At 39.4% G+C, this 23787-nt stretch carries 24 protein-coding genes and 1 riboswitch; of the genes, 23 read left to right on the top strand and 1 reads right to left on the bottom strand.

Annotation, left to right across the window (positions count from 1 at the left end):
* The first annotated feature begins 43 nt into the window (after window positions 1-43).
* The 12 genes from J5J03_RS17400 to J5J03_RS17455 all read left to right on the top strand — a co-directional run bounded on the left by J5J03_RS17400 (window position 44) and on the right by J5J03_RS17455 (window position 12549).
* Window positions 44-973: a carbohydrate ABC transporter permease gene (locus J5J03_RS17400; protein WP_208591246.1), complete on the top strand. Its 930-nt coding sequence runs from the start codon at window positions 44-46 to the stop codon at window positions 971-973.
* Window positions 973-1794 (top strand): carbohydrate ABC transporter permease, encoded by an 822-nt coding sequence (locus J5J03_RS17405; protein ID WP_208591248.1) that lies wholly within the window; start codon window positions 973-975, stop codon window positions 1792-1794. Before J5J03_RS17400 ends, J5J03_RS17405 begins: the two co-directional genes overlap by 1 nt.
* Before the next feature lie 10 nt (window positions 1795-1804).
* Window positions 1805-3388: a glycoside hydrolase family 43 protein gene (locus tag J5J03_RS17410; protein WP_208591249.1), complete on the top strand. Its 1584-nt coding sequence runs from the start codon at window positions 1805-1807 to the stop codon at window positions 3386-3388.
* A 2-nt stretch (window positions 3389-3390) separates the two neighbouring features.
* On the top strand, window positions 3391-4041 hold the full coding sequence (locus tag J5J03_RS17415; RefSeq protein ID WP_208591250.1) for a ThuA domain-containing protein: 651 nt from the start codon (window positions 3391-3393) through the stop codon (window positions 4039-4041).
* 13 nt (window positions 4042-4054) lie between these two features.
* The gene (locus J5J03_RS17420; protein WP_208591253.1) at window positions 4055-5152 is read left to right on the top strand and encodes a Gfo/Idh/MocA family protein; all 1098 of its coding nucleotides are present in this window, start codon (window positions 4055-4057) and stop codon (window positions 5150-5152) included.
* Window positions 5153-5480: 328 nt separating this feature from the next.
* Window positions 5481-6449 (top strand): sugar phosphate isomerase/epimerase family protein, encoded by a 969-nt coding sequence (locus J5J03_RS17425; RefSeq protein WP_208591255.1) that lies wholly within the window; start codon window positions 5481-5483, stop codon window positions 6447-6449.
* Between the two features lie 20 nt (window positions 6450-6469).
* On the top strand, window positions 6470-7600 hold the full coding sequence (locus J5J03_RS17430; RefSeq protein WP_231710814.1) for a Gfo/Idh/MocA family protein: 1131 nt from the start codon (window positions 6470-6472) through the stop codon (window positions 7598-7600).
* Between the two features lie 292 nt (window positions 7601-7892).
* Window positions 7893-9239 (top strand): alpha/beta hydrolase family protein, encoded by a 1347-nt coding sequence (locus tag J5J03_RS17435; protein WP_208591257.1) that lies wholly within the window; start codon window positions 7893-7895, stop codon window positions 9237-9239.
* A 46-nt stretch (window positions 9240-9285) separates the two neighbouring features.
* Window positions 9286-9981 carry a response regulator transcription factor gene (locus J5J03_RS17440; protein WP_208591258.1) on the top strand — a complete coding sequence of 232 codons (696 nt, stop codon included), beginning with the start codon at window positions 9286-9288 and terminating at the stop codon, window positions 9979-9981.
* Entirely contained in the window at window positions 9971-10903 is a 933-nt protein-coding gene (locus tag J5J03_RS17445; protein ID WP_208591259.1) for a sensor histidine kinase, read from the top strand. Before J5J03_RS17440 ends, J5J03_RS17445 begins: the two co-directional genes overlap by 11 nt.
* Window positions 10904-10915: 12 nt before the next feature.
* On the top strand, window positions 10916-11836 hold the full coding sequence (locus J5J03_RS17450; protein ID WP_208591260.1) for an ABC transporter ATP-binding protein: 921 nt from the start codon (window positions 10916-10918) through the stop codon (window positions 11834-11836).
* A complete protein-coding gene (locus J5J03_RS17455) occupies window positions 11833-12549 on the top strand; it encodes an ABC transporter permease (protein ID WP_208591261.1) in 717 nt (238 codons plus the stop codon). Before J5J03_RS17450 ends, J5J03_RS17455 begins: the two co-directional genes overlap by 4 nt.
* A 122-nt stretch (window positions 12550-12671) precedes the next feature.
* Here the strand turns inward: J5J03_RS17455 and J5J03_RS17460 are convergent, their stop codons facing one another.
* Window positions 12672-13103, bottom strand: a complete 432-nt coding sequence (locus tag J5J03_RS17460; RefSeq protein WP_208591263.1) for an Hsp20/alpha crystallin family protein — start codon at window positions 13101-13103, stop codon at window positions 12672-12674.
* A 102-nt stretch (window positions 13104-13205) separates the two neighbouring features.
* Between J5J03_RS17460 and J5J03_RS17465 the strand changes: the two genes are divergently transcribed.
* The 11 genes from J5J03_RS17465 to purF all read left to right on the top strand — a co-directional run bounded on the left by J5J03_RS17465 (window position 13206) and on the right by purF (window position 23761).
* On the top strand, window positions 13206-13826 hold the full coding sequence (locus tag J5J03_RS17465) for a DUF2179 domain-containing protein (protein ID WP_208591266.1): 621 nt from the start codon (window positions 13206-13208) through the stop codon (window positions 13824-13826).
* On the top strand, window positions 13807-13971 hold the full coding sequence (locus J5J03_RS17470) for an NETI motif-containing protein (RefSeq protein WP_208591268.1): 165 nt from the start codon (window positions 13807-13809) through the stop codon (window positions 13969-13971). Before J5J03_RS17465 ends, J5J03_RS17470 begins: the two co-directional genes overlap by 20 nt.
* 123 nt (window positions 13972-14094) lie before the next feature.
* Window positions 14095-14781, top strand: coding sequence for a hypothetical protein (locus J5J03_RS17475; protein WP_208591270.1), 687 nt, complete (start codon window positions 14095-14097; stop codon window positions 14779-14781).
* Window positions 14782-15090: 309 nt separating this feature from the next.
* Window positions 15091-15189: riboswitch (purine riboswitch) on the top strand.
* A 402-nt stretch (window positions 15190-15591) separates the two neighbouring features.
* Entirely contained in the window at window positions 15592-16083 is a 492-nt protein-coding gene (gene purE, locus J5J03_RS17480) for a 5-(carboxyamino)imidazole ribonucleotide mutase (RefSeq protein WP_208591272.1), read from the top strand.
* Complete coding sequence (gene purK, locus J5J03_RS17485; RefSeq protein ID WP_208591274.1) at window positions 16070-17197, top strand: 5-(carboxyamino)imidazole ribonucleotide synthase; 1128 nt, start codon at window positions 16070-16072, stop codon at window positions 17195-17197. The genes purE and purK overlap by 14 nt, the downstream gene beginning before the upstream one ends.
* Window positions 17198-17210: 13 nt before the next feature.
* The gene (gene purB / locus J5J03_RS17490; RefSeq protein ID WP_208591276.1) at window positions 17211-18506 is read left to right on the top strand and encodes an adenylosuccinate lyase; all 1296 of its coding nucleotides are present in this window, start codon (window positions 17211-17213) and stop codon (window positions 18504-18506) included.
* A 13-nt stretch (window positions 18507-18519) separates the two neighbouring features.
* Window positions 18520-19233 carry a phosphoribosylaminoimidazolesuccinocarboxamide synthase gene (purC, locus tag J5J03_RS17495; RefSeq protein ID WP_208591279.1) on the top strand — a complete coding sequence of 238 codons (714 nt, stop codon included), beginning with the start codon at window positions 18520-18522 and terminating at the stop codon, window positions 19231-19233.
* On the top strand, window positions 19230-19481 hold the full coding sequence (gene purS, locus J5J03_RS17500; RefSeq protein WP_208591282.1) for a phosphoribosylformylglycinamidine synthase subunit PurS: 252 nt from the start codon (window positions 19230-19232) through the stop codon (window positions 19479-19481). The genes purC and purS overlap by 4 nt, the downstream gene beginning before the upstream one ends.
* Window positions 19478-20161: a phosphoribosylformylglycinamidine synthase subunit PurQ gene (gene purQ / locus J5J03_RS17505; protein ID WP_208591284.1), complete on the top strand. Its 684-nt coding sequence runs from the start codon at window positions 19478-19480 to the stop codon at window positions 20159-20161. The genes purS and purQ overlap by 4 nt, the downstream gene beginning before the upstream one ends.
* A complete protein-coding gene (gene purL / locus J5J03_RS17510) occupies window positions 20145-22373 on the top strand; it encodes a phosphoribosylformylglycinamidine synthase subunit PurL (RefSeq protein WP_208591286.1) in 2229 nt (742 codons plus the stop codon). The genes purQ and purL overlap by 17 nt, the downstream gene beginning before the upstream one ends.
* On the top strand, window positions 22349-23761 hold the full coding sequence (gene purF / locus J5J03_RS17515) for an amidophosphoribosyltransferase (RefSeq protein WP_208591288.1): 1413 nt from the start codon (window positions 22349-22351) through the stop codon (window positions 23759-23761). The genes purL and purF overlap by 25 nt, the downstream gene beginning before the upstream one ends.
* Window positions 23762-23787 lie beyond the last annotated feature (26 nt).

Genomic DNA, 23787 nt, shown 5'->3' on the forward strand with positions numbered 1-23787 from the left:
TTTTAATGTAGTTCTCTAATTATTAAAACCAGGTGGTGATGATATGAGTAGATTGCAAGAAATTAGTCTAGATACAGTACATGTTCGCAAAAAGAAGAAGAACAAGGATACATGGGTGATTATCGGTTTTATTGCACCAGCATTTATTATTTATGGTGTCTATGTCATTTACTCAATATTTATGACATTCTATTATAGCACGTTTGACTGGACAGGTATCGATGCTAATATGGTTTTTGTAGGATTAGATAATTATATACAGTTATTTCAGGACGATGTATTTTGGACCTCCATTCAAAATAACTTCTTGTTAGTTATTGCTTCGCTATTAACGCAGTTGCCGGTTGGTTTAATCATGGCGCTTTTACTTTTTAGCCCAATTAAAGGTATGAGATTATTCCGCTCGGTATATTTTATGCCATTTTTAATGTCAACAGTTGCGATTGGTATCTTGTTCATCTTTATTTACGAAGGTAACTATGGTTTGTTAAATGCCATTTTAGAAGGAATCGGCTTAGAATCCTTGCAAACGGCATGGATTGGTAAAGAGAGTACTGCTATTTGGGCAGTTATTGCAACTGTATGTTGGCAGTTTGCTCCATTTTATATGATTCTTTTTAGAGCAACAATGGTTGGTATACCAGAAGAATTGTATGAAGCAGCGGATATTGATGGTGCGAGCGGATGGCAAAGGTTTAAAAGTATTACATTGCCCTTATTAAAACCGATTATCATCACTTCTGCGATTTTATCTGTCATAGGTTCATTAAAATACTTTGACCTGATTTATGTTATGACAGGTGGAGGACCAAACAATTCAACGGAGTTAATGGCAACTTATATGTATAAGCAAACCTTTACGAATTTTAATATGGGTTATGGTAGTAGTATCTCCTTCTCGATGTTTATCATTGCCTTCATTGTAACAGTTTTTATTTTATTAGGTGATAGATCAACAAGGGGGAATGGATAATGTTGAAAGCGATAAAAGGTATTCCATTATATTTATTGGCGCTCTTTTTATTCATTGTAACAGGGCTTCCTTTTTTAATCATGTTTTTAACATCGTTTAAAGGTCAAATGGAGTTTATGACTTCACCATGGTCTTTTCCTGAAAGTTTTTCGTTAGATAATTACAAACTGTTAGCGGAACTGCAGTTTTTTGGATATTTTGCTAATAGTTTAGTTGTTTCGGTTGTTTCCGTTATTATTGTGATTCTCATTGCAGCGATGGCCAGTTACCCATTAGCAAGGTTGAAATTCCGTTTGAATCGGCCGATATTTATTTTGTTTATGGTGGGGATGATGATCCCGATTCATACGACACTTGTACCGATTTTTATCTTAACGAACAAAATGGGATTATACGATTCCCTGTTTGGCTTGATCGGACCCTATATTGCGTTTGCACTGCCAATTTCCATTGTAATTTTTACACAATTTATGAGAGATATTCCAAAGGAACTCGAAGAATCGGCTAAAATGGATGGTTGTAGTCATTTGCGACTGTTTTGGAGTATTATTTTCCCTTTGTTGACACCAGCTGTGGCGACAGTTGCAATCTATAATTTTATCCACATCTGGAATGAATTTATTTTTGCGTTAGTGTTAACAAACTCTACTCAAAATGCTACACTCCCAATTGGTTTGCGGGAATTTTACGGTGAGTTTTCTGTCAACATTCCTGGTATTATGGCAGCCCTTACACTTGGAAGTTTACCCCTTTTATTGGTATACTTTATAGCACAGGAGAAAATAGTAACAGGACTTGCAGCAGGTTCTGTGAAAGGCTAAGGAGGCAAAAATGAAAACGATAACAAATCCGGTGTTACCTGGCTATCATCCTGATCCATCAATTGTAAGAGTGGGAGATGATTATTATATTGCCGTTTCCACCTTTGAGTGGTTTCCAGGTGTACAAATCTATCACTCTAAAGACCTAGTAAATTGGGAGTTAACAGGTTATCCGTTAACAAGAGAATCACAGTTAAATATGTTAGGTAATGTTAATTCAGGTGGCGTTTGGGCACCGTGCTTATCTTATTCCTATGGTGTTTTTTACTTAATCTACACGGATGTCAAAAGCAGACAAGGTGCATTTAAAGACACCCATAATTATTTAGTAACAGCCGAGAATATCGAAGGGCCATGGTCGGAGCCTGTTTATCTTAACAGTAGTGGATTTGATCCTTCCCTTTTTCATGATGAAGATGGTAGGAAGTGGCTCGTCAATATGATTTGGGATCATCGCAAAGGAACGAATTCTTTTGCAGGTATTGCCTTACAGGAGTATTCACCTGCTGAACAAAAATTAATAGGCCCAATTAAGAATATTTTCAGAGGTACGGAACTAGGATTAACAGAGGCCCCTCATTTATATAAACGAAATGGCTACTATTATTTGTTAACTGCTGAAGGCGGGACATGGTATACCCATGCAGCAACAGTAGCACGTTCCAAATCAATTGATGGTCCATATGAAGTGGATCCAACGAATCCGATTCTAACTTCTGATAAATCGCAAGACAATCAACTCCAGAAAGCGGGGCATGGTTGTTTTGTAGAGACACAAAATGGTGATTGGTATATTGCCCATTTATGTGGACGTCCTGTTATAGACGACAAGTGCATATTAGGGAGAGAAACAGCGATACAGAAATGCTATTGGACAGATGATGGCTGGATTAGAGTTGTAGATGGACCAAATCCGAGCACTACAGTCGAAGCTCCTAATCTACCAGAATTTGAAGTGGAAAAACTACCAGACTACGATGATTTTAATGATAACAAGCTCCTAAAATATTGGAATGCATTGAGACGGACCTTTGATGGAGATTGGTTTAACTTAACAGACAGACCTAGTTATTTACGTTTGTTTGGTGAAGAATCAGTAAGTTCGTTCCATCGACAAAGTATGTTGATGAGAAGGTTGAAACATTTCGATGTAGAGGTCGAAACCAAAATTGACTTCCATCCAGATCATTTTCAACAAATGGCAGGATTAATGATTTACTATGATACCAATGATCATGTCTATTTACGAGTAACAGAGCATGAGGAGCATGGTAAATGTTTAGGTATCATCGAAACGAAGTATGGTGAGTATGATGAACTGCTCGACAAAGATGTCGCATTACCAGAAAATACGGAAATATATTTAAAAGCAGAGATTCATCGCCACCTTTTACAATTCTTTTACACGACAAAAGAAGGAAACTGGCAAACGATCGGAGAACAAATAGATATTGGGCATCTTTCCGATGATGACGCAGAATACATTCGTTTTACGGGAACATTTGTTGGAGTGGCCGCACAAGATTTAAGTGGTCAGCGCAAACATGCAGATTTCGATTATTTTCACTATAAAAGATTACTAATGGAGGGATAGTCATGAAGAAAGCACTCATTTTTCAAGGTGGCTGGGAAGGTCATGAACCAAAAGAAGTAGCAGATATATTAGGCGGAATTCTCGAGGAAGAAGGGTTCGAAGTTAACATAACGGATACCTTAACGACATTACAGGAAGATGATTTAACCCAGTATGACTTAATTGTTCCGAACTGGACACAAGGTACAATCGAAAAAGAACAACTGCAACCTCTATTAGACGCAGTGGCTCAAGGTACAGGTTTAGCCGGTTTACATGGTGGTATGGGAGATTCATTCCGCTGGGAAGTAGACTATCAATTTATGGTCGGTGGCCAATGGGTAGCACATCCGGGTAATGACGGGGTTTCCTATCAAGTACATATTGTAGATCCAGATCACCCGTTAACAGAAGGGATGGAGGATTTTACCGTTGTATCGGAACAATATTATATGCATGTTGACCCTGCTGTGAAAGTGCATGCAACAACGCGCTTTCCAGTAGCAGAAGGACCTTACCAGACCAATGGTGAAGTAGATATGCCGGTGGTCTGGACGAAAAAATGGGGAGAAGGCAAAGTGTATTACTGTGGGTTAGGTCATGTAGCTGAAATTGTCCGTATGCCAGAAGTAATGAAATTAATGAGAAACGGAATGACTTGGGCAAGCAGATAAAGGGGGAGTCAACATGAAGGTTGGAATTATAGGTTGCGGGAATATCAGTCGTATTTATTTACAGAACGCAGCAAGGTTTGGCAATTACGAGATCGAAGCAGTTGCAGATATTGTAAAAGAACGTGCAGAGGAACGTGCCCAGGAATTCGGTATTACTAAGGCTTATACAACAGAAGAATTGATAGCGGATCCAGATATTGAGTTAGTTATTAATTTAACAATTCCAGCAGTTCATGCAGAAATAGCGATTCAAGCATTAGAAAATGGCAAGCATGTTTATGGTGAAAAGCCGTTAGCAGTTAGCCGAGAAGACGGTAAGCGGATGTTAGAAGTGGCACAGGAGAAAGGATTATATATCGGTAATGCCCCAGATACCTTTTTAGGTGCTGGTATTCAAACGTCTCGTAAATTGATCGATGATGGTTGGATTGGAAAGCCAATCTCTGGCACAGCATTTATGATGATTCCGGGTCATGAAAGCTGGCATCCAGACGCTACCTTCTATTATCAGGAAGGTGGAGGACCAATGTTTGATATGGGACCATACTATTTAACGGCTCTTATCAATTTGATGGGACCGGTATCCCGTATTACTGGATCTGCTCAAATGACTTATAAGGAAAGAATGATCACAAGTGAACCGAATTACGGTAAAAAAATTCAAGTAGAAGTTCCGACTCAGATTAACGGTGTACTTGATTTTGAATCTGGAGCAGTTGCTTCTATTATTACAAGCTTTGATACTTGGCACCATCAGCTTCCGAAAATTGAAATTTACGGTACGGAAGGTACGATTTCTGTCCCGGATCCGAATAATTTTGGTGGCCCTGTTTATGTAAGAAGAAAAGAGCATAAAGAATGGTCAGAAGTACCTCTGACACATGGTTTTAGTGATAATAGCCGTGGATTGGGTGTCGCAGATATGGTTGATGCCATTGAGAATAAGCGAACATCTAGAACAGACGGACAGCTAGCATTTCATGTACTCGATATTATGCACGGGGTTCATGACGCATCACGGGACAATAAACATTATGTATTAACAAGCAGTTGTAAACAACCCGAACCATTACCAATAGGCATTGATGAAACATTTTTCAACAAAAAATAAGCATGTAAAAGGTAAACATTGCAAAAAACGTGGACCTGGACAGAACGAGGACATTTGTTCCGCTATCTGTGACAAAAATGGCGTTTTTAGGCTATCTGCGGACATCTATTCCGCTATTCATCGAATTTTATGCTAATTTTTAACGAAAGGTACCAAATAAGGAATTAAATGTCCGCCAACACCGAAAATAGACAATTATTCTGATAAATAACGCACTAAATGTCCGCACAACATACGTTAGCGCCGAGACACAAATTTTCATTAGTTTGCAATAGTTATCTATCGGGCTTTTGTCCGGTTAAAAAAAATTCTAAATGAGGTGAATGGAATGAAGTTAGGTGTATTTGCTGTTTTGTTTGGTGATAAATCGTTAGAAGAAGCGCTTGATCAGGTAAAGGACGCAGGTTTGGAAGCTGTTGAAATAGGAACAGGAGGATATCCGGGGAATGCCCATTGTAATCCGACAGAGCTTTTAGCGGATGAAGCAAAATTAGCGGCATTTCAGCAAGCTTTTACTGAAAGAAATATCGAAATTAGTGCACTTAGTTGTCACGGTAATCCATTACATCCTAATCAAAATATCTCCGGTCAGCACCATCAACAGTTTGAAGAGACAGTGTTATTAGCCGAGAAGATCGGTGTCGACACGGTAGTTACCTTTTCCGGATGCCCAGGGGAATCCGAGTATTCTCAATATCCAGTATGGGTGACGGCCGCTTGGCCAGAAGATCATCCAGAAGTATTAGAATGGCAATGGCAAGAAAAAGTCATTCCTTACTGGAAAGAGCAAAATGACTTTGCCGCAGAACACAATGTCCGTATCGCCATTGAGCCTCATCCGGGATTTGTCGTGTTTAATAATGAAACCGCTTTGAAGCTTCGTGATGCATGTGGGAAAAATATCGGTGTCAACTTTGACCCTAGTCATTTGTACTGGCAGCAGATGGACCCTGTCGCTAACATTAAAGAGCTTGGAGAGCATGATGCGTTGTTCCACTTCCATGCGAAAGATACCGCGGTTGATCCACAAAACACAGCAGCAAATGGTGTGTTAGACACAAAACCATATAGTGACGAGCTAAATCGTTCTTGGATTTTCCGTACTGTTGGTTATGGTCATGGTGAGGAAGAATGGAAAAGAATGATTAGTGCTCTACAATTAGTAGGCTATCAAGGAGCAGTAAGTATTGAGCATGAAGACAGTTTAATGTCTGTTGAGGAAGGATTCCAAAAAGCAGTAGCAGTTCTGAAAAATGCTTTAATTAAAGAAAAGGTTGGTGAAATGTGGTGGGCGTAAATCAAAAAGTAAGAATCGGGATGATTGGTTATCAGTTTATGGGTAAAGCACATAGCCATGCTTATCGTGATCTTCCCTTTTACTTTGATAATCCGCTAGTACCGGAGTTAAAAGTGATTGCTGGTAGGAATGTGGAAGCGGTCAAAGAAGCTCAAGAGAAAATGGGATGGGAAAGCTATGAAACAGATTGGAAGAAGGTAATCGATCGAGACGATATTGATGTGATCGATATCGTAACACCGAACCATACCCATGCTGAAATTGCGATTGCTGCAGCCAAAGCAGGGAAACATATTATTACCGAAAAACCACTAGCACTAACTGTAGAGGAAGCAAAAGAAATGCTTCAAGCGGTTAAAGAAAATAGTGTAAAACATATGATTTGCCATAATTATCGCTTTGCACCAGCTGTTCAATATGCCAAAAAATTAATGGAAGACGGTAAAATAGGCCGAGTCTATCATTATCGAGCCAACTATTTACAAGACTTTATTATGGATCCGAATTTTCCATTGGTATGGAGGCTGAAAAAAGAAGTATCCGGATCTGGTGCGTTAGGCGATATCGGTGCTCATAGTATTGACCTTGCTCGCTTCTTGATTGGCGAATTCGCGGAAGTTACTGGAATTATGAAAACATTCATTAAACAACGTCCGGTCGGTGAGATGACAGGCGGACTTAATGCCAAAGGTGATGCAAATGAAATGGGTGAAGTAACCGTTGATGATGCCACTGCCTTTCTTGCACGTTTTGAAAATGGCGCATTAGGTACGTTTGAAGCAACTCGATTTGCTGGCGGAAACCGCAACAAAAACAAATTCGAAATCAACGGTGAAAAAGGCTCGATCCGTTGGGATATGGAAAACATGAATAATTTAGAAGTCTATTTTGCCGATGATGAAGAAGGGACCCAAGGCTTTCGGTTGATCAATTGTACCGAAGAAGTTCATCCATATGTTGGAGCATATTGGCCTCCAGGGCATATTATTGGATATGAACACACGTTTATCCATTTAATTGATGAATTTTTACGTGGTATTGCGGAAGATTATCAACCCGTTCCCAACTTTGATGACGGTGTGAAGAACCAGATTGTCTTGGAAGCAGTAGAGCAATCAGCAGAAACCAAATCATGGGTATCTATTGAATAAAAGGAAAAAAAGCAGGAGAAACGCAACAAATGTTTCTCCTGTTTTTTTATAGTTTGGGCCATTATCAAATTTCGCATTAAGTAATTAGAGACTAGCAAACAATCAGGTACAGAAAATTTACCGGCTTCCTTATATGCTTCGTCTACAACTCTTCTCTACAAGTCTCACTTTATCACTGTGCTACTTGTCCACAAACCTGCCATTCTTAAGAAATAAGTAAGATTTGCTTAATAAATGAGAAAGTTCTCCTTGCTACACTATCTCTACAAGAAATGGAAAGGATGAGCTTGAGATGAATAGTTTTGAAATCGTCGTGTTAGTTTTGAATGTAGGTATGCTTTGGTGGGCGTTAGTAACTAGATCTATAACCAAAAAAAAGGTGGGACTCTTTTCTATCATTTCCTTGCTAACCATCATTCAAGTGGTGCTAAGCGCAAGGTGGCAAATGATTCCGGCTTACTGTATGCCTGTGTTGACCCTTTTGTGTATGATTTATCAGAATAGAAAGGCAACTCGTAAGTCCAAAAGATGGAAACAGGTTCTATCCGTCGGGTTAGCGTTATTGTATAGCGTGATATCATTTGTACTTCCATCCTTGTTACCTGTGTTTACTTTTGCTAAGCCGACAGGAGAAGAAGAGGTGGGGACAAGTGTATTGCACTTACAAGAAGAGGATAATGAGTTGATGGTTCAAGCTTGGTATCCAGCAGAACCAATAAATAATCAGCAAAGGGCAACATATATTCTAGATGGCCCCGAAGTAACGGCTGGCCTATCCGCTATGGTAGGTTTTCCTGATTTTGCATTACGTCATTTAGGTGGAATTCAGACTCATGCCTACTTAGACGCTGATATTTCCTCGACACAAGCATCTTATCCAGTGTTGTTATTTTCTCATGGATTGGGCGGAATACGAAATCAGAATACGTTTCAAGTAGAAGAGTTAGCGAGTCATGGTTACATTGTCATTGCGGTTGATCAGCCTAATTATGCAGCAGCGACTGTTTTTCCGGATGGGAAAGTTATGGAGAATCAATACCTAAATTTAGTTGGAGCTGGAGCTTCTGAACTGGATCCACATATGGATCGATGGGCATCTAATAGTAAATTTGTGATTGATCAACTAAAGATATTAAATCAAAGTGAGCGGTTTAATAATGCAATGGACTTGGACCGAATTGGTATGATAGGTCATTCTTATGGTGGTTCTACTGCAATTTATATGTTATTGAACGATGACAGAGTGAAGGCAGCTATTAATATGGATGGGGGAATTTTTGGAATGGAAGATTTCCCGGTCGAGCTTGACAAACCGCTTATGCTTATGGCTGCAGACTCATCGCTTGATTCAGAATCATTTTATCAAACCCTGGATGAATATAGTGAAGAGGAAGTCATGGAACTGTCAGGACATACGAAAGAATGGCATCGAACAAACAGGGAAGAAATAGAAAAGCGTAGGGAGCTTATGCTAGCAGCTGGTGCCGAATCCGAGGTGTTTGAGCATACTTCACATATTAGCTTCTCTGATCTACCGCTTTATGCACCACTACTTTTAGCGCCACAAGGTGATCCGCAAGAGGTTCATAAGCAAGTTAATGAGAAATCCCTTCGCTTCTTTAATAAGCATCTACAATAAATGATATAATGAGTCCATATATGATGGATAAGGATGTGATGCCAACATGTCACAACGAATATTACTTATTGAAGATGATGCGAATATTAGTGAAATGGTTGATAACTTTTTAAGTGAAGAAGGGTATACCATTGTCTGTGTGTATGATGGAGAGACTGCTATTGAAACCGTTCAGCAGGAATCGTTCGACTTACTTATACTAGACTTGATGCTTCCGAAAAAGGATGGAATAGAATGTTTAAAGGTAATTAGAACCCATAGTTTAGTACCGATTATGATACTTTCAGCGAAGGGATCTGATTTAGATAAGGCATTAGGGCTTGGCTTTGGTGCAGATGATTATTTAGCCAAGCCATTCTCGATGACCGAGCTATTGGCCAGATTGAAGGCACTTTTGCGCCGAGCAGGCTATCAAACAGAGCAAAACGATCAAGTGACAAAAGTGGAAGGACTGGAGATTTTACCGGATACGTATTCCGTAATGAAAAACAATCAATCGATTCAACTGACTTTGAAGGAATTCAAAATTTTGCAGTTATTGATAGGGCAGCGTAATAAGATTTTCACCAAAGAAGAAATCTACAGGCGTGTTTGGAAAGAAGATTACTATGAAGATGCGAATATTATTAATGTGCATATAAGCAGACTGAGAGAGAAGATTGAAGATAATCCCTCATCACCGTTATATGTGAAAACAATTTGGGGCATCGGTTATAAGTGGGGAGATCAAGATGGCAATTAGTGTGCTAGTCGTTATCATCTGTTTGTTGATTGCGTATATCATTTATTCTCGTATACGTCACGCGCGAGAACTACGTGATATCGTAGGCCGATTGGCAGATTTGGTGAATCAACCATCGGCTCATAACTTATATCATTTTACGAATGACTCGGCTTTGAAGTTGCTGTTGGTTGAAATCAATCGTTTGCTCCAGGTGATACAGGAATCCTCGATTACCTTTTCACAGAAAGAACTAGCAATGAAGAAAATGATAACTAACATCTCACATGATTTGCGGACACCACTTACTGTTGTTCTGGGACTAACGGAAAGCCTTTTACAAGACCCTGCTATGGATCCTAAAGAAAAAACAAGATATCTGTCACTTATTCATGATAAAGCACAAGAAATTGTACAACGTATCAATCGTTTCTTTGAATTAGTGCGTTTAGAGTCAGATGATGTTGATGTTACTCTTTCACAATTAGACCTGTTGGAATTGTGTAAGGAGAATGTTCTTAGCTTCTATCAACAAGTCGAAGGAAAAGGGCTGAGCATGGATCTCCAGTTACTAGATCAACCTGTTTATGCTTTAGCTAATAAAGAAGCTCTCGATCGAGTTTTACAAAATTTATTATCCAATGCGATTCGTTACGGTGACGAAGGAAAAGTAATTGGTATGAAGCTTCGAGCGGATGAACAATTTGTCTATATCGAAATATGGGATCGCGGTCAGGGAATCAGTGAACCATATAAAGAGCTTGTATTTGAACGGCTGTATACAAAAGATAAGATGGAGAACAAGGATAACCAAAGTTCGGGATTAGGTCTGGCTATCACTAAGCAGCTAGTCAAAAAGATGTATGGAGACATTGAGATAATTAGTACTCCCTTTGTTAAGACAAGTATCACAGTGAAGTTGCAGCGATGTCAAAGTAGTTAAGGAGATGGTGATATGTCTTATATAGTGAAGACGGAAAAACTCAGCAAGCAGATGCATAAACAAACGATTATTTCAGAAGTTAACATGCATGTGAGACAAGGAGAAATTTATGGCCTAGTAGGTCCGAATGGGGCAGGTAAAACATCGCTATTCCAACTACTCATTGGTCTATGGAAGCCGAGCCATGGAGAAATAGAAATTTTTGGTGAACGGATTACGAATAGCTCCTATTCATATTTGCAACAAATTGGTAGCATGATTGGAGAACCTGTTTTTTATGAGAATCGCACGGGGCTTGAAAATCTGCAGATGCATTTGGATTACATGGGTTTTTATGATCAACAACTTATTACAGAAACCATCCATCGAGTTGAGATAGAAGATCAAGTCCAAAAGCCAGTTCGAAACTATTCAGCTGGTGTAAAGCAAAGGTTAGGTCTGGTTAGAGCGATAGCTTTGAAGCCTAAATTGCTCATTCTCGATGAACCTTCCAACAATATGGATCCAATGGGAATAAAAATGCTACGCCAAATTATTTGGAATCTTAATCAACAATATGGCATAACGGTAATCATTTCGAGTCACCATATGGAAGAATTAGAGCAGTTAGCTGATACGGTGGGTGTGCTACGTGATGGCAAGTTGACGGAGGAAGTATCGGTGCGCGATATCAAAGAAGATTATTTTAGGTATACGGAATTGACAATAGATTCCAGCAGCCAAGTGGCTCACTTATTGGAAAACGAACTTCAACTTTCTAATTATCGAGTGATTAGTGATTCCACCATCCGTATCTATGCATCAACCATCCCGACACACGAAATTGTGAAAATGCTAGTCACGCATGGTATAGCGATACACGAAATAAAAGAAACGCAAGATACATTAGAAGACTATATTTTACAAACATATAAGGGAGGAGATGATATATGATTCAATTACTTAAGATGGATATAAAAAAACTTCACTGGAAGTCTTATTTGTTCGGATTTGTGATAATTAATTTTGCCATCTCTTCCCTTGTTTGGCTGATAGTACAGGAGATTAATCCTACCGATTTACAAGCAGTCTATCCGAATTATCCAGATTATCACTTTATCTATCGATTTATCCTAACGATTGTAAGAATTTCGACTACGATTGTAGCCGCAATTTTTATGGTGGATCTTATTATCAATGAATACAAGAGTAAAACGATAACAGTTCTCTTTCTATATCCCCTCCCACGTTGGAAGCTGCTTTTATCAAAGATACTTCTTGTAGGTGTCTTGACAACCATTTTCTTCCTAGCTACGATCGTTGTTTCGTTTAGCTTAATTTATATGGCAAATTTGTATTCTCCAATTATTACAGAGCAGATTACGTCGTTTTTGTCGTTGAGGTTGTATTTAGAAGTCTTTATCCAAGCTATGGTGACAGCAATTATCGGTTTCATTCCATTATTCTTTGGCATGGTGCGTAAGTCAGTAATAGCGACAATGGTAGCAGCAGTTGTATTAGCATTTAATGTTTATTTACCGATACATGCTCCAAACAACGTGGAGGTCTATGGATCGAGACCACTAATCTCTATAATTTTAGTTGTAGCAGGAGTAGCAGTTGTTTGTCGCTTTATTTATAGAACTAGTCAAAGAGATATTGTTTAGGGATTAACTTATATCGAAAATGGAATTTGTCACGATACGTCCTAAACCTCTACTTCGAATAAGGGTTAACCGACATCCTGATAAGTTCACAAATTGGAATCTTTCCAATCATTGTTTTATGGTTACTCCTCAAATTCCTCAATGTCAATGGCATGCTTTTTCTTTTTATTATTTACAAGACGGTGAAGGTGGATCGTCATTAAACCTTGTTTCAATGTCGCCGTAATACGATCTTCCCTTACTGGAAAAGGTAAGTCAACCTTTCTCGAGAATTCTCCATGTAAGATCTCCTGTGTTATTAATTTTCCTGCTTGTTTAACAGGGAAAAGTGTTCCCTTTAATTCTAATACATCATAATCAACGAATACTTTCACTTGTTTACGATCTTTTATTCCGGGCAAATTAACATAAACGATTACTTCATTGTCTAATTCGTACATATTAACTGCTGGGATTGGTGGTTTAATCATATGTTCAAAGTCGTCCCAGAAATTGCCGCCGAAAAATTGGTCTAAGTTATTTTTCCAATCATGCATATGTTGAAACGGATCCAAAATTACCTCTCCCCTTTCTCTTTTTGCTGTGATAAAATGGTTTCGCTATGTTATAAGATATGACTTTGACAAATCGTTGTGCATTAGCGGAGGTGTGTTAAAATGCTTGAAAATGCGTTTATGATGATTGCTATTATTATGATCATTAATATTGTCTATGTATCGTTATCCACACTAAGAGTAATTCTTATGCTGAAAGGTAGACGATATATTGCTGGAACAATGAGTATATTCGAAATAATGATCTATACGCTAGGTCTCGGTATCGTGTTAGATAACTTAGGAGAAATTCAAAATCTAGTGGCTTACGGATTGGGGTACGGACTTGGTGTAGTCATTGGTTCAAAAATAGAAGAAAAATTAGCGCTTGGATATATCACGGTTAATGTGATTTCTTCAGATCCAGATATTTCATTCACAAAGCAATTAAGGGACAAAGGCTATGGAGTAACGAGCTGGTATGCATACGGTATGGACGGTGACCGGTTATCCATGCAAATTCTGTCACCGAGAAAATACGAATTGCATTTATACGAAACGATTAAATCTATTGATCCCAAAGCCTTTATTATTGCCTACGAACCGAAACAAATTCATGGAGGGTTCTGGGTAAAACAAGTGAAGAAAGGGAGGATTCGAAAAAGTGTCAAAAAAGCAGAAGAACAGCAGCAACAAGAAGCAAACCAAGAAGAAGTTCGAAGTGATGGAGAACGAGACAATTGATGAGTGCTTAGCAAGAATAAAGCAGGAAGGATATCAACCAACAAGGCGTGTGGAGGAACCAGTTTTCATAGAAGAAAATGGTCAACCTGTTCTTAATGGCAGAAAGATAGTATTTGATGCAAAATTAGTAAAACACGAACATTAAGAGACATTTCTATACACGATTTGTTCGCTTATTTTTGTACCTTTTAATTTTCTGATGATAATAATCAACCTCTTGCAAATAATAATTTTGTATGTATACCCAACTATTTAAAGGAGGATGATTATGAAACTTTTTAGATGGGGGATAGCTGGTGTTTTTCTTTTAGTAACAATAATGACTTTGAATGACACGGGTATTCTTAATTCTGCAGACGAAAATACGGTAAGTGCAGTTGAAACAAGGATGTTAACTAAGCATCACAAGCAAGAAGCTGTTCCGGTTTTTTTTAATAAGAAAGGTAAAGAGAAAGAAGAAGATGTTGAAACGAAATTAAAGGAGCAAGCAAATCAAATTATAGAATTATTAGCAGATCAAAACTTTGAAGAGCTTGCAAACTATGTACACGAGGAGAAGGGACTTTTATATTCTCCATATGTTAATGTGAGTGAAGATGATCTGGTATTTGAGCCAAGTGAAGTAGCTGCATTCAAAGAAGATACAGAAGAGTATGTATGGGGCGTGGAAGACGGTAGTGGATTTCCTATTGAGTTGACCCCAGTTGAATATCATGAAGAATATGTTTATCAGGCTGATTACGTTAACCCGGATCAGGTAACGTTTGATAACACGGATAGCCGTGGAAATATGATTAATAATATTAAAGAATTCTTTCCACAGTCACATCATGTAGAATTTTATAAAGAAGGTCAGGAAGAGTTAGACTGGAGCAGTTTGTATGTGGTTTTTGAGTCAAATGAACAAGGTAAATGGAAACTTGTAGCATTGGTAAATGATCAATGGACGATATAAAGTGAGACTATGCTCAGTGGGGGTTGGACTCCCACCGAGCATTAGCGTCAGTTATTCTTCGTGTTACTTGAAGCTTGAAGTGGCGGTCTTACAGATTATTAGCACACAGGAGCTTGTATGGCTAAGATGGTCAGCAAGCTCTTGTTTTTTAGTTTGTAAACTGGTATAGCTATTCTTCGATTCCTATTGGATATAGTTCAGACTTTTAACTTTCCAAAAACCGAACGTTGGCATAAACTACTATTTTAATGTTCGATTTTTTGTTGACAGGATTCGAGTGCTCTTGTTATCATAACAGTGTAGTAAAAAAACCTAACAAAGTAACTACCTCATATAATTTGAGAATATGGCTCAAAAGTTTCTACCCATCACCGTAAATGATGGACTATGAGGGAAGATGACCGATGATTTTATCGAGAAAAATCATCAGGATAGTAATGGAATTACCACCTATTCATCTTCTCTCCTGATAGAGAAATGGATAGGTTTTTTTGTATCCAATTATTAATGAATTGTCATGGACGAAGCGGACATTTAGTGCGTTATTTGTTGGAATAACACCCGTTTTTCAGTGTTAGCGGACATTTAATCCCTTATTTAGTTCCTTTCTGTTTAAATAAACGGTATTTTCGATGAATAGCGGAATAGATGTCCGCCGATAGCCTGAAAAGGGCATTTTTGTCACAAATAGCGGAATAAATGTCCGTCCGAGGCCAAATGTGCAAGAGCGTATCAAAGTTCATATTAATTCGCAGTATATACTATATACAAGGTTCAAACAGATATTATATAGAAGGAAGAGGGGATTGTATGTCACAAGTTGGTGTTATTATGGGGAGCATATCGGATTGGGAAACGATGAAGCATACTTGTGAGGCGTTGGAAGAACTAGGAGTTAGTTATGAGAAAGAAGTGATTTCCGCGCATAGAACGCCAGAAGACATGTTTGAATATGCCGAAACAGCACGTGACAGAGGCTTGAAAGTAATCATCGCAGGAGCTGGCGGCGCAGCGCATTTACCAGGCATGGTCGCATCTAAAACAACCCTGCCCGTTATCGGTGTACCAGTTAAAACAAGCACACTAAGTGGTGTCGATTCACTCTATTCCATCGTACAAATGCCAGGCGGTGTACCAGTTGCAACCGTCGCAATTGGAAAAGCAGGAGCCAAGAATGCAGGCATCCTCGCAGCTCAAATTATCGGTACAACTGACCAAGAGACAGCATCACGACTAGCCAACCATCAAAATCAACTAAAAGAAAAAGTAGCAGAAATGAGGGACAATCTTGCAGACCAATAAATTGTTATTCGGATCTACTATCGGAATTATCGGTGGGGGACAACTAGGACGAATGATGACAACAGTAGCCAAGCATATGGGATATCACGTTATCGTACTCGATCCTACTCCAGGTTGCCCGACAGCACAAGTTGCTGACGAACAAATTGTTGCAGCATATGACGATCTAGCTGCAGTTAAACAACTAGCAGAGAAAAGTGATGTCGTGACATACGAATTTGAAAATGTAGATTTAACAGCAGCCCAAATTTTAGAAGATGCAGCTATTCTTCCACAAGGTGCCAACTCACTGAAGGTTACCCAAGACCGTGAATTAGAGAAGAAAGCAATGGTCGACAGTAATCAGCCAGTAGCCGATTTTGCGATTGTCACAACCACCGAAGAATTACAGACAGCAGTTGAACAAATTGGTTATCCTTCTGTTGTTAAAACATGCCGAGGAGGATATGACGGTAAGGGTCAAGTGAAACTTTCTAATCCAGCAGACATCGAAACAGCAGTTGAAATGTTACAACAGGCAGATCGTTTAATCGTAGAAAAGTGGGTACCTTTTGATAAAGAAATCTCGATTGTTTTTACAAGGTCACAATCAGGCGAGATCACTTATTTTCCAGTAGCAGAAAACATTCACCGGGATCATATTTTACATGCAACAATTGCACCTGGTCGAGTTTCCGAAAAAATTGCAGAGAAAGCACGTCAAGCAGCGAAAGCAATCGCAGAAACGATAGGTGTTGTCGGAACGTTCGCGATCGAAATGTTCGTATGTGGGGAAGATATCTTAATAAATGAATTGGCACCTAGACCACATAATTCAGGACATTTCACGATCGAGGCATGTGATGTCTCACAATTTGAGCAGCATGTTCGTGCAATTTGCGGATTACCATTGATACCAATTCACTCTCATGGCGGTGCTGTAATGGTTAACTTGCTTGGAAAAGATGTAGAACCATTTTTCACTCAATTAAATGACAATCCACATGCACACATTCATATGTATGGAAAAGCAGAAAACAAGCCATTGCGTAAAATGGGGCATGTAACTTTTATTGGGGACAATCCTTTAATCATATATAATGAACTAGTGGAAAAAAAGATAATCGAAAACTAGGAGGAAACATTTTATGATCGAACGTTATACAAGAGAAGAAATGGGAAATATCTGGACAGATGAGAATCGCTTTAAAGCATGGCTTGAAGTGGAAATATTAGCATGTGAGGCATGGAGTGAATTGGGCATTATACCAAAAGAAGATGTCAAAAAAATTAGAGAAAATGCTTCTTTTGATATCGAACGGATTTTTGAAATTGAACAAGAGACTCGCCATGATGTGGTAGCATTCACCCGTGCTGTTAGTGAGACATTAGGTGATGAGAAGAAATGGGTACACTACGGTCTTACTTCAACGGATGTTGTAGATACGGCACTATCATATTTATTAAAACAAGCGAATCAAATCATTCGTCGTGACATTGTTAACTTCATTGACATTTTAAAAGATAAAGCAATCGAGCATAAAAATACCGTTATGATGGGGCGGACACACGGAGTTCATGCAGAACCGACAACTTTCGGTTTGAAAATGGCGCTATGGTATGAAGAAATGAAACGTAACCTCGAACGTTTTGATGCAGCAGCAAAAGTGATCGAAACAGGAAAACTGTCAGGAGCGGTTGGTACCTATGCGAATATCGATCCGTTCGTTGAAAAATATGTTTGTGAACAATTAGGGCTGCAGCCGGCACCAGTATCGACCCAAACATTACAGCGTGACCGCCACGCTCACTATATGTCGACATTGGCATTAATCGCTAGTTCGATCGAAAAATTCGCAACGGAAATCCGTGGTTTACAGAAAACAGAAACAAGAGAAGTGGAAGAATTTTTTGCGAAAGGTCAAAAAGGTTCATCCGCAATGCCGCATAAACGTAATCCAATCGGTTCTGAAAATATGACAGGGATGGCTCGTGTTATTCGTGGATACATGACAACTTCTTATGAGAATGTATCCTTATGGCATGAACGTGATATTTCTCACTCTTCTGCAGAACGCGTTATTTTACCAGATGCGACGATTGCATTGAATTATATGCTCAACCGATTTGGCAATATCGTGAAAAACTTAACGGTATTCCCGGAAAACATGAAACGAAATATCGACCGTACGTATGGGGTTATTTTCTCCCAACGTGTATTGCTTTCACTTATTGATCAAGGCATGAGTCGTGAGGAAGCATATGATATGGTTCAGCCGAATGCGATGAAGGCTTGGGAGACAGCCACACCATTCCGCACGCTGATCGAACAAGAAGAGCGTATCACTAGTACATTATCAAAAGAACAAATAGACGATTGCTTTGACTATACGTATCACTTGAAAAATGTTGATCAAATTTTCAAAAAAATAAGCCTGGCATAAGGAGTTGAATCCAATGAAAGACAAGCTGTTATATGAAGGAAAAGCAAAGCAAGTATTTACAGTAGCGGATAATCCGAATTTATTAGTCCTTTCTTATAAAAATGATGCAACAGCCTTTAACGGCGAGAAAAAGGCAGAATTTCAAGGGAAAGGTCGTTATAATAACTTGATTTCTGCTAAAGTGTTTGAATATCTCCGAGTGCAGGGGATCACTAGTCACTTTAAAGAAACGTTAAATGAGACAGAACAATTAGTAGAAAAGACAACGATTATTCCGCTTGAGGTTGTCGTTCGTAATGTTGCAGCGGGAAGCATCGTCCGCCGTACAGGAATTGAGGAGAAAACTATTTTTGATCCACCGTTAGTGGAACTTTTTTATAAAAAGGATGAACTTGGTGATCCGTTAATCAATGATGATCATGCATTACTTTTAACAGATGTAACTGAAGCAGACCTGATAAAAATTAAAGATATGGCACTTCAAGTAAACGAACAATTGCAAGCTTTCTTCAAAGAAATTAATTTACAGCTTGTCGATTTCAAATTGGAATTCGGTCGCAATGCGAGTGGTGAGATTGTCTTGTCTGACGAAGTAAGTCCTGACACTTGTAGACTATGGGATATCGCAACAGGTGAGAAGATGGACAAAGACGTATTTCGTGAAGACTTAGGTGATTTAGTTACTGTATATGACAATATATTATCGAGACTGGAGGCAAAACAATGAAACTAGTAAAGGTACACATTACATTAAAAGAAGGTGTATTAGACCCACAAGGTAAAGCAGTACAAGGATCTTTAAATACATTAGGCTATAACAATGTCAAAGAGGTTCGTGTAGGAAAGTATTTGGAATTAACCGTTAATGATGATGCAAATATCGAAGCAGAGATTGAAGCAATGTGTAACAAGCTACTCGCAAATCCAGTTATCGAGAATTATAAATTTACAGTAGAAGAGGGGGTAGTCCAGTGAAATTTGCTGTGATTGTCTTCCCTGGCTCCAACTGTGACCGCGATATGTACTATGCAGCCAAGGATGCCCTGGGCGAAGACGCTGATATGCTTTGGTACCAGGAAGCAAATTTGGAAGGCTATGATGCTATTTTAATCCCTGGTGGATTTTCATACGGTGACTATCTTCGTTCTGGAGCAATCGCGTCTACATCCGATATCGTCGTGCAATTACGAGAACAAGCAGATAAAGGTGTCCCGATCCTTGGCGTTTGCAACGGCTTTCAAATTTTACTAGAATCAGGTTTATTGCCAGGTGCGATGCTACGCAATAAGAATCTGAAATTCATGTGTCATTTTGAAAACTTAATTGTGGAAAACAATGACAGCCTTTTTACTTCGAAATATCAAAAAGGCGAGGTCGTATCGATTCCGATCGCACATCATGATGGAAACTATTATTGTGACGATGCGACGCTTGCTAGATTAAAAGAAAATAATCAGATTGTATTCACATATGAAAATAACCCAAATGGTTCTGTCGCAGATATTGCCGGAATCATCAATGAACAAGGAAATGTCCTAGGAATGATGCCTCACCCGGAACGTGCGGTAGAAGCTATTCTAAATAGTGATGATGGATTAAAACTATTCCAATCAATGCTGGAAAACTGGAGGGAACGTTATGTTGCAGGCGCCTGAGATTACTCCTGAAATGATAGAACAAGATAAAGTCTATCAAGAAATGGGGTTAACAGATAAAGAGTATGACATGATAAAAGACATTATGGGTCGTCGCCCGAATTTTACCGAGATTGGTATTTTCTCCGTCATGTGGTCAGAACACTGCAGTTATAAAACTTCTAAACCCTTATTAAAGAAATTTCCGACAGAAGGACCGCAAGTCGTGCAAGGTCCTGGTGAGGGTGCCGGTGTTGTTGATATTGGTGATGGTCAAGGTGTCGTATTTAAAGTTGAAAGCCATAACCACCCTTCAGCAGTAGAGCCGTATCAAGGGGCGGCAACAGGTGTCGGTGGTATTATCCGTGACGTTTTCTCGATGGGTGCTCGCCCGATTGCGTCTTTGAACTCACTACGTTTTGGTAATCTTAACACGGGTCGTGTCAAATATCTCTTTGATGAAGTTGTGCACGGTATCGCTGGCTACGGCAACTGTGTAGGAGTACCTACTGTTGGGGGAGAAGTACAATTTGATGATTGCTATGAAGGTAACCCACTCGTTAATGCAATGTGTGTTGGCCTAATTGATACAAAAGATATTCAAAAAGGAATCGCAGCAGGGCTTGGTAACACGATCATGTATGTTGGTTCGAAAACAGGTCGTGATGGTATCCATGGTGCTACATTTGCATCAGAAGATTTATCGGAAGACTCTGAAAGCAAACGTTCCAACGTTCAAGTCGGTGACCCTTTTATGGAAAAATTACTAATTGAAGCATGCTTAGAAGTGATTCATTCTGATGCATTAGTGGGAATTCAAGATATGGGGGCAGCTGGTCTGACATCATCCGCTAGTGAAATGGCAAGTAAAGCTGGAATGGGGATGGAAATGAACTTAGACCTGATCCCGCAACGTGAGGAAAACATGACGGCATATGAAATGATGTTGTCAGAATCACAAGAACGTATGCTGTTATGTGTAAAAAAAGGTCAAGAGCAGGAAATTGTCGACATCTTCAAGAAATACGGATTAGAAGCTGTAGCAGTAGGTAAGGTTACAGACGATAACATGTTTCGCTTATTGCATAAAGGAGAAGTCGTGGCAGACATTCCTGTCGACAATTTGGCAGAAGATGCACCGATTTTCCATAAAGAATCAAAAGTACCAAGCTTTTACGAAGAATATCAAAGAATGCCTGCATATCAACCAGAGGTCAAAGATCATGCTGAGACATTAAAGCAGTTATTACAACAACCAACGATCGCAAGTAAAGAATATGTCTATGATCAATATGATTCAATGGTACAGGCGAATACGGTTTTTTCACCAGGTTCTGACGCAGCAGTTGTACGTGTTCGTGGATATGACAAAGCAATCGCTATGACTACTGACTGTAATTCTCGTTACATTCATTTAGATCCGGAAACAGGCGGTAAAATTGCTGTAGCAGAAGCAGCACGAAATATCGTTGCCTCTGGTGCGAAGCCACTAGCACTTACTGATGGTTTGAACTTCGGTAATCCAGACAAGCCAGAAAACTTCTGGCAAATGGAGAAAAGTGTAGAAGGAATGAGCGCAGCCAGTCTTAGACTGAACACACCGGTTATCAGTGGTAATGTTTCGCTTTATAACGAGTCTAACGGTCAGGCAATCTTCCCAACACCAGTTGTAGGTATGGTTGGATTACACGAATCCCTTGACCATATTACACCGTCTCACTTCCAACATGAAGGTGACTTGATTTATGTAATTGGTGAAACAGAAGCAGAGTTCGGAGGTAGTGAACTGCAAAACCTGTTGGAAGGTAAATACTTTGGTAAAGCACCAGCGATTGACTTAGATATCGAAACCAAACATCAAGAGCAATTGTTAGTAGCAATTCGCGCAGGTCTTATTTCATCTGCTCATGACATTGCAGAAGGTGGACTTGGTGTAGCTTTAGCAGAAAGTCTATTTAATGATAAAGAATTAGGTGCAGACGTTCAATTAGCAGGTGACCTTACAGCAGCACTTTTCAGTGAATCACAATCACGTTTTGTTGTAACAGTTCCGGAGAAAGATCGCGAGGCATTTGAAGCGAAAGTAGAAGATGCGCAATTAGTAGGAACGGTAACAGCGACCAATCAATTAGTTGTGCGCAATGGTGAGAAAGAAGCAATCACAGAAGATGTAACAACTTTACAACAGCTGTGGAAAGGAGCTATCCCGTGCTTGCTGAAATCAAAGGCTTAAACGAAGAATGTGGTGTATTTGCGATCTGGGGACATGAGAAAGCAGCCGAAATGACATATTACGGGCTCCATGCGCTCCAGCATCGTGGCCAAGAAGGTGCAGGAATTGTCACGACAGATGGTGAAAAATTAAATGTCCATAAAGGCGTTGGTCTTGTCAATGACGTCTTTTCAGAAGATCAATTTTCTCGTTTACAAGGCCATGCAGCAATCGGTCATGTTCGTTATGCAACACAAGGTGGCGGTGGTTTCGAAAATGTTCAACCATTAGTCTTCCGCTCGCAAACGACAAGTATGGCACTAGCACACAATGGTAATCTAGTAAATGCCCATCAACTGAAAAGTCAACTAGAAGCACAGGGGAGTATTTTACAAACAACTTCTGATACTGAAGTGATCGCACACTTGATTAAGCGGAGTGGTCATCTTCCGTTAGAAGACGCCATCGCTTCTGCATTAGGGATGATTAAGGGAGCATATGCTTTTTCGATTTTGACAGAGGATCAGATGTTTGTTGGATTAGATCCACGCGGTTTACGCCCATTATCGATCGGACGTTTAGGCGATGCATATGTCATAGCTTCTGAGACTTGCGCATTTGATCTAATTGGTGCAACTTATGAGCGTGAAGTACGTCCTGGTGAATTGATAATCATTGATGAAGATGGCTTTCGAACGAAAGAATTTACATCACCATTACAACGTACACTTTGCTCAATGGAATATGTCTACTTTTCTCGCCCTGATAGTGATTTGAATGAGAAAAATGTTCATGCTAGTCGTAAAACAATGGGAAAACAATTAGCAAATGAAGCACCGATTGAAGCGGATGTTGTAACTGGTGTACCAGATTCTAGTATATCAGCAGCAATCGGTTTTTCTGAAGCAACCGGCATTCCTTATGAGTTAGGTTTAATTAAAAACCGCTATGTTGGCAGAACGTTTATCCAGCCTTCACAAGAGCTACGCGAGCAAGGAGTCAAAATGAAGTTATCCGCTGTTCGTGGGATTGTAGAAGGTAAACGTGTCGTGATGGTAGATGATTCCATTGTTCGTGGTACTACTAGTCGCCGTATTGTACGCCTGTTAAAAGAAGCAGGTGCAACAGAGGTTCATGTTCGTATAGCGTCCCCTCCGATACAAAACCCATGTTACTATGGGATTGATACATCAACAAAAGGGGAGTTAATCGCAGCGAATAATTCGATCGAAGAAATGCGTGAAATCATCGGTGCAGACACGTTATCTTTTTTATCAACGGAAGGATTAGAAGCTTCGATTGTAGAAGATCGTGATCGTATGCAACATGGTGTTTGCCAAGCATGCTTTACTGGAAATTATCCAACTGAGATTTACCCAGATACAGTAATTCCTGCTTATAAAGATTAAAGTGGCCATAAAACGAGAAAAAGTGG

This window comes from Gracilibacillus suaedae, from assembly GCF_017599345.1.
In the GTDB taxonomy this organism is placed as follows: domain Bacteria; phylum Bacillota; class Bacilli; order Bacillales; family Amphibacillaceae; genus Gracilibacillus; species Gracilibacillus suaedae.